At 45.9% G+C, this 6,529-nt stretch carries 7 protein-coding genes and 1 pseudogene; 4 read left to right on the forward strand and 4 right to left on the reverse strand.

What is annotated here, in order from left to right:
• Positions 1-24 precede the first annotated feature (24 nt).
• The 4 genes from A2517_RS05190 to A2517_RS05205 are packed head-to-tail and all read right to left on the reverse strand — an operon-like array spanning position 25 to position 2,824.
• Positions 25-750, reverse strand: a complete 726-nt coding sequence (locus A2517_RS05190) for a zinc ribbon domain-containing protein (protein ID WP_294894820.1) — start codon at positions 748-750, stop codon at positions 25-27.
• 39 nt (positions 751-789) lie between these two features.
• Positions 790-1,512, reverse strand: coding sequence for a Nif3-like dinuclear metal center hexameric protein (locus tag A2517_RS05195; RefSeq protein WP_294894822.1), 723 nt, complete (start codon positions 1,510-1,512; stop codon positions 790-792).
• On the reverse strand, positions 1,509-2,249 hold the full coding sequence (locus A2517_RS05200; RefSeq protein WP_294894824.1) for an NYN domain-containing protein: 741 nt from the start codon (positions 2,247-2,249) through the stop codon (positions 1,509-1,511). The genes A2517_RS05195 and A2517_RS05200 overlap by 4 nt, the downstream gene beginning before the upstream one ends.
• A complete protein-coding gene (locus A2517_RS05205; RefSeq protein ID WP_294894826.1) occupies positions 2,246-2,824 on the reverse strand; it encodes a tetratricopeptide repeat protein in 579 nt (192 codons plus the stop codon). The genes A2517_RS05200 and A2517_RS05205 overlap by 4 nt, the downstream gene beginning before the upstream one ends.
• A 64-nt stretch (positions 2,825-2,888) precedes the next feature.
• Between A2517_RS05205 and A2517_RS05210 the strand changes: the two are divergent.
• From A2517_RS05210 to A2517_RS05225, 4 genes and pseudogenes are all read left to right on the forward strand, one after another.
• Positions 2,889-4,991 (forward strand): annotated as a pseudogene (locus tag A2517_RS05210) (RNA degradosome polyphosphate kinase); the annotation flags it as partial.
• A gap of 12 nt (positions 4,992-5,003) precedes the next feature.
• Positions 5,004-5,540 carry a gamma carbonic anhydrase family protein gene (locus A2517_RS05215; RefSeq protein ID WP_294894828.1) on the forward strand — a complete coding sequence of 179 codons (537 nt, stop codon included), beginning with the start codon at positions 5,004-5,006 and terminating at the stop codon, positions 5,538-5,540.
• Positions 5,533-6,150, forward strand: coding sequence for a trimeric intracellular cation channel family protein (locus A2517_RS05220; protein WP_294894830.1), 618 nt, complete (start codon positions 5,533-5,535; stop codon positions 6,148-6,150). Before A2517_RS05215 ends, A2517_RS05220 begins: the two co-directional genes overlap by 8 nt.
• Positions 6,151-6,152: 2 nt before the next feature.
• Positions 6,153-6,529: transglycosylase domain-containing protein (locus A2517_RS05225; protein WP_294894832.1), on the forward strand; the 377-nt coding region annotated here is incomplete at its 3' end.

A 6,529-nucleotide genomic window follows, 5' to 3' on the forward strand; every position in this document is an offset into this window, starting at 1 on the left:
GTATAAAAAAGGTCGAACGCTACGTTACGCACCGATAGCGTCAGAAGTCGGTTCTAAAAATAAGATACGGCCGCAGTGCGGGCACATTGTGATCTCTTCACCTTTGATAACGTCAGAGTACACTTTATCGCTGATCGCCATATAACAGCCCATGCACGCTTGGTTACGTACCGCAACGGCCGTTGTATTTTTTGCCCAACGACGGATTTTTTGATAAAACGATAACCCTTTTTGGTTCATCGCCCCGACCAATGCCTCTTTACGTCCGAATACCTCTTTACGCTCTTCATCGATACGTGCCAATTTGACATCAACATCGGCTTTAACGGTGGAAAGGGTCCCTTCGATATCAGCGGCTTTTGTCTCAAGTTCGTCAATTTTGCCTTGTTTGTGATCGATCAGTTTTTCCAAACGTTCAATCTCTTCGTTCGCAAAGCTTACTTGCTCTTTTGCAATCTCTTCTTCAAGTTGAAGTGATTTCATTTCACGTTCTGTTTTAACTTCACCGCTTTTGCGGCTATTCTCTTCGAGTTTCGCAGAGAGTTCCGCTAAGTGAAGCTCATTTTTGTGCTTTTTGAGCTGCTCGTCTTTAATCTCTTGCTTCAGAGCATTAATTTCATTGATGATACTGTTTTTAGTTGCTAGAAGAGCGTCATATTGAAGGTTTGCTTCTTCGATTTGCGGTTCAAACGCATCGATCTCTTTGTCAACATGAGAGAGCTCGATTAATTGTTCAAGGTGTTTGTTCATACGGTTCCTTTTGGAGTTACACGATTACCTAATTTTAGCTCAAAGATAGGTGAAGGGGTTCTTAGATGGTGAAATTATAACACTCAATCCTAATTTTTCCAAATACCCCCCTAGAACCTCGCCAAAATAGCGTTCGCTTTCATAGTGTCCGATGTCAATCATCGATAAACCGAGTGCCTTGGCCTCCATTGCATCGTGATATTTGATATCCCCCGTCAAAAAACACTCCGCTTCTATATTTCGCATCAGCGAGGCACCCGATCCGGTCACTAAAGCGCAGGTTCGGATATAATCATGGCATTTCACCCCTCGCGTATGAGGCAATCCAAATGCCGTTTTAATCTTGGCGGCAAACGTTTCATACGCTTCATCAACCCCTAAATAGGCTACAAATCCCTCTTTGGCAATGATGGGGTATCCCAAAATCTCTGTCGCAACGTAGTCGTTAAGATGGGTTTGGTCGAAGTTAGTGTGCATTGCAATATTCGTAATATTTTTACGAATCATAGGTGCCACAATTTTTGCAGGGTATTGGTTGAATTGGAGCTGTTTGAGGCCGCCGAAAATGATCGGATGGTGGGTAATCAAAAGGGCATTTTCTGGGATAGATTCGATCAACTCTTCATCGATGTCGATACTGAGCACTACATGGGTAATCTCTTGGGCAAAATCGCCGACTAAAAGTCCCGAGTTATCCCACCCCTCTTGTATTACGAAAGGGGAGAGTTCATCAAGATAGGTATAAATCTCTCGTACCGTCATTTTTCATAACTCCTTTTGTGCCGCTTAAGTCGAACATGAACCGCTTGTGAGCCTGAAAGTGGGTCGGAGAATTTGAACTCAAACTCTCCTAAAGACTCAATCAAATCTAGAAGTTTTTTATGCCCGTAACTGCGCGGATCGAATTCGGGAGATTTGTTAATCAGATTTTGCCCGATAGAACCCAGATACGACCATCCCGCTTCGTTGGTCGTATCCTCGACCGCATTGCGTACCAAGGCCAACAGAGCTTTATTATCCGGTTTAATTTTCACCGCGGCAGCCTCTTTATGATTCGCATCGCGGCGAAGGTTTTCGGTAAAAATGAATTTATCGCACACCCCGATAAACGCTTTGGGCGTTTTTTGCTCCCCAAACCCGTACACTTTAATCCCCGATTCACGGATACGGCTGGCGAGTCGGGTAAAATCGCTGTCGCTGGAGACAATACAAAAACCGTCAAAGTTTTTTGTATAGAGCAGATCCATCGCATCGATAATCATCGCACTGTCGGTCGCATTTTTCCCCGTCGTGTAGGCAAACTGCTGCATCGGATGGAGACCGTGTTCTAAAAGGACGTTTTTCCATCCCTTTAGTTTCGTATCGGTCCAGTCACCGTAAATCCGTTTAACGCTGGCGATACCGTGGGAGGCGATCTCATCCATAAGCCCTGCGATGATAGAGGGCTGCGAATTGTCCGCATCGATTAAAACGGCGAGGCGTGCTTGATCATCAATCATTGATAGCTCCCCAACGACAAGAGTGCTTCACGTGCTTGCGGGAAGTCGCTCTGTAGGTCTAACGCACGCTTGTACATATTCCGCGCTTCTTCAATCTCTCCCATATCAACGAGAAGGTTGGCATAGTTATAATAGGTCTGCGCGTACGAGGCATCAATCTCTATCGCTTTGAGGTAATGATCTTGGGAACGTTCATACGCATTTTCCGCGCGATAGAGCGAAGCGATGGCGTTATGGGTAAGATCATCATTCTCATCCAGTTCCAACGATTGCTCGTACAGCTCTATCGCTTTAAGGCGATCACCCGTTTTTGCAGTGATAAATGCGAGTTTATTTAAAATCTCGGGGTTTGCAGGATCGAGGACTAACGCCTCTTCAAGGAATCCTCTGGCGCTATCAACCTCCCCTTTTTCATACGCGTTGTCGGCTTCCTCAACCAGACTTAAAGCAGAAGGCTCCGTCGCACGCGGTTCACTCTCCGGCGCTTTGGAATCCTCTAGCGTTTGGACATGTCGATAGATTTGATAGGCGAAAAAAAGCGTTGCGGCAAACATTAAAATCTGAAAAGTGCTCATTAGTGTTCCTTTTGAAACCTAAGTATAATATAATCACGTTAACTTAAAACCAAAATCGGTAGAAACTATGCCTAATAACTACAAAGATCCAGCACTTTATATCAACCGTGAGCTTTCATGGCTCCAATTCAACACCCGTGTTTTACAGCAGGCACAGGATGAATCATTACCGCTTCTTGAACGCCTAAAATTTTTGGCTATTTATGGAACCAATCTGGATGAATTTTATATGATCCGCGTGGCGGGGTTGAAAAAACTTTTTAGTGCAGGGGTCAATGTTTCGGGGGCGGATCGCTTTACACCGCTCCACCAGTTGCGTGAAATTCGTACCTATCTCCACAATGAACAGCGGGTTGTCGAAGAGTGCTTACTCGGTATTATGCATAAACTCGAAAAAGAGGGGATTTTTTTTAAATCCTATAAAGAGCTGACAGCGCAGCAACGTCACTATCTCGATGCCTATTTCAAAGAGAATATCTATCCGGTTATCGTCCCTATCGCGATCGATGCCACCCACCCTTTCCCGCACCTCAACAATCTCGGTTTTGGCCAGATCATCAAACTACGGGATAAAGATGAACCCAGTGTTGAACGCTACGGTCTCATCCGAATTCCGCGTGTTCTCCCCCGATTTGTCGACATCGACAACCGTATCTATGTCCCGATCGGAAGTATCGTTTCTGAACATATCCAAGATCTTTTCCCCGGATATGAACTGATTAAATTTTCCGCTTTTCGAGTCACCCGAAATGCCGATATCGCGATCGAAGAAGAGGAAGCGGATGATTTTATGGAGATCCTCGAAGAGGGGTTAAAACTTCGTAAAAAAGGGGAGATTGTACGGCTTGAACTGAGCAATCATGCCGATGATGATCTCCTCAATTTCTTCAACCGCCATGCGAATGTTTTTAAAGACGATATTTACCGTTTCCAAACCTATCTTAATCTCGGAGCCCTCTGGCAAGTGGTCGGAAACAAAGATTTCGCCCATCTTACAACTCCAAGCTTTAAGCCGCGTAATCTCCCCCCTCTCGATTCGGATGAGAGTCTCTATACCATTCTTGATAAAGAAGATCTCGTTCTTTTTCACCCGTTTGAGAGTTTTGAGCCGGTGGTACGACTCATACAAACGGCGGCGAAAGATCCCGATGTCGTCTCTATCCGTATGACCCTCTACCGGTCCGGCTCCAAATCGGTCATTGTCCAGTCCTTGATCGCCGCTGCCGAGTCGGGCAAACAAGTGACCGTTATGGTGGAACTGCGCGCACGCTTCGATGAAGAGAACAATCTCCAATGGGCTAAAGCACTAGAGAGTGCGGGAGCGCATGTTATCTACGGTATTACCGGATTCAAAGTTCACGCCAAAGCAGCTCTCATTACACGCCGCGTAAATGGCAAAGTCAAACAATACGCCCATTTGGGGACAGGTAACTACAACCCCTCTACCGCTACCGTCTATACCGATATCAGCTATATGACCAGCAATGATGCGATCACCTATGATCTCACTCGATTCTTTCACTTTTTAACCGGATTCAGTAAAAAAGGGAAACTTAACGAGCTCTATATGGCACCGACGCAGATCAAGCCTAAAATCCTCTCTTTGATCCACAATGAGACCCGTATGGGAGAAGAAGGGGTCATCATCGCAAAAATGAATGCACTGGTCGATGAAGATATCATCAAAGCACTCTATAAAGCTTCTCAGGCAGGGGTAAAAATCCAGCTCATTATTCGCGGTGTCTGCTGCTTGCGTCCGGGAATTCCAGGGATGAGCGATAATATCCGTGTCATCTCCATCATCGGAAAATATCTCGAGCACGCACGTATTTTCTTTTTTAAACACTCCACTCCGCAGACCTACATCTCCAGTGCCGACTGGATGCCGAGGAATTTGCTCCGCCGTATTGAGCTCCTGACCCCGATCAGCGGTGAAGAGAGCAGTAATAAATTGCTCCAAATTTTGCAGCTCCAAAGTTCCGATAATGTGTTGGCTTATGAGTTACAAAATGATGGCAGTTATGTCAAAATCAGCCACGAAGCAAGTAATTTGATCGACAGCCATAAGATCGTTGAAACCCACACCAACAAAGTGTATAATTCGGTCAAAAAACAGGCTCCCAATTACGTGCAGCAACTCACGGCACGACTCTTTAAAGAGAGCTGAGAAGGATATTTGATGATCGGAAATTATCTGCACTACACCCCTGAGATGAAAGAACGCGTTTGGATAGCGGACTCTGCCGATGTCATCGGACGGGTGTCGATGGGGGAAGATGTCAGCATCTGGTTCGGATGTGTCGTGCGCGGTGACGTCCACTTTATCACTATCGGCGATCGAAGCAATATTCAAGATTTAAGTATGGTTCACGTCACCCACCACAAACGGGATGATATGTCGGATGGCTACCCGACTATTATCGGCAATGACGTGACGGTAGGACATCGCGTTATGCTCCACGGCTGTACGATAGAGGATGCTTGTCTGATAGGGATGTCCGCCACTATCCTCGATGGTGCGGTGATCGGAAAAGAGTCGATTGTCGGAGCCGGAGCATTGGTAACCAAAAATAAAGTCTTCCCTCCCCGTTCTCTCATTATGGGAAGCCCCGCGAAAGTAGTCCGAGAGCTTACCGACGAAGAGATAACTGAGCTCTACGCATCGGCACAACGGTATGTGAGTTTTAAAGAAAACTACCGCGCACCCAATGTTTGACCTCGTTGTTGCTGCCGATATACTCGGAATCATCGCCTTTGCTCTGAGCGGCTTTTTGGTCGGGGTACGCAATAAACTCGACCTTCTCGGTTTGATTATCTCCGCTTCTCTGACCGCCCTCGGCGGCGGTGTAGTACGGGATGTTATTTTAGGGCGTACTCCGTTTGCCTTTAACGAATACTACCCCGCAATCACTGTTATAACAACCATCTTGCTCGCTTTTATTTTTCGTCTCTATCGGCGTGAACAAATTGAGCGTCAATGGCTTTTTGTCATCTCCGATACCATCGGTTTGGTCGCTTTTAGTATTACGGGAGCTTTGCTCGCAATCGAAGTCGAATTTAATTTTTTCGGCGTTATGATTTTGAGCTTCCTCACTGCTGTCGGCGGAGGGGTATTACGCGATACGATGATTAATCAAGTCCCCTCGGTTCTCATCAGCGATTTTTACGGCTCCATTGCGGTTATCGTCTCAGTTTTGCTCCTCATCTTAGCCCAAATGGATATGATAAATACATGGGGAGTTGCTGCGGTTGCGGGATTTGCAATCTTTTTACGGCTTCTTGCGTACACTAAACAATGGCATCTGCCTACACTCAATATGGATTAACAATGCGCACTTTTAAACTACTTTTTTTACTTCTCATCCTCGGAGGAATCATCGATATCGGCCGTTTCTTCGTCTACCCCGATATTTCCGATTTAAAAGAGACCAACCCTGTCCCTACGGCATTTATGGAGTATCGCCAAGAGGAGTGGGCGGAGCAAAATCGTGATAAAGAGATTCAACACCAATGGGTCGGTATGAATAAAATCTCTCCCAACATCATTAAGGCCGTTTTGATAGCCGAAGATGACGGTTTTTGGAATCACGACGGATTCGATGTTAAGGGGATGGAAAATGCGATCGAGAGAAGTCTGAAAAAAGGGGTCGTTGCCGGAGGAAGCACGATCAGCCAACAACTCTCTAAAAATCTCTATCTCTCCCC

Origin of the sequence: Sulfuricurvum sp. RIFOXYD12_FULL_44_77 (assembly GCF_001830725.1) — a bacterium.
Lineage (GTDB): Bacteria > Campylobacterota > Campylobacteria > Campylobacterales > Sulfurimonadaceae > Sulfuricurvum > Sulfuricurvum kujiense_A.

Coding starts and splice junctions, on each gene's coding strand:
- A2517_RS05200 (WP_294894824.1), bottom strand. CDS start 2,249: ATGATTGATGATCAAGCACGCCTCGCCGTTTTAATCGATGCGGACAAT.
- A2517_RS05220 (WP_294894830.1), top strand. CDS start 5,533: ATGTTTGACCTCGTTGTTGCTGCCGATATACTCGGAATCATCGCCTTT.
- A2517_RS05195 (WP_294894822.1), bottom strand. CDS start 1,512: ATGACGGTACGAGAGATTTATACCTATCTTGATGAACTCTCCCCTTTC.
- A2517_RS05205 (WP_294894826.1), bottom strand. CDS start 2,824: ATGAGCACTTTTCAGATTTTAATGTTTGCCGCAACGCTTTTTTTCGCC.
- A2517_RS05190 (WP_294894820.1), bottom strand. CDS start 750: ATGAACAAACACCTTGAACAATTAATCGAGCTCTCTCATGTTGACAAA.
- A2517_RS05215 (WP_294894828.1), top strand. CDS start 5,004: ATGATCGGAAATTATCTGCACTACACCCCTGAGATGAAAGAACGCGTT.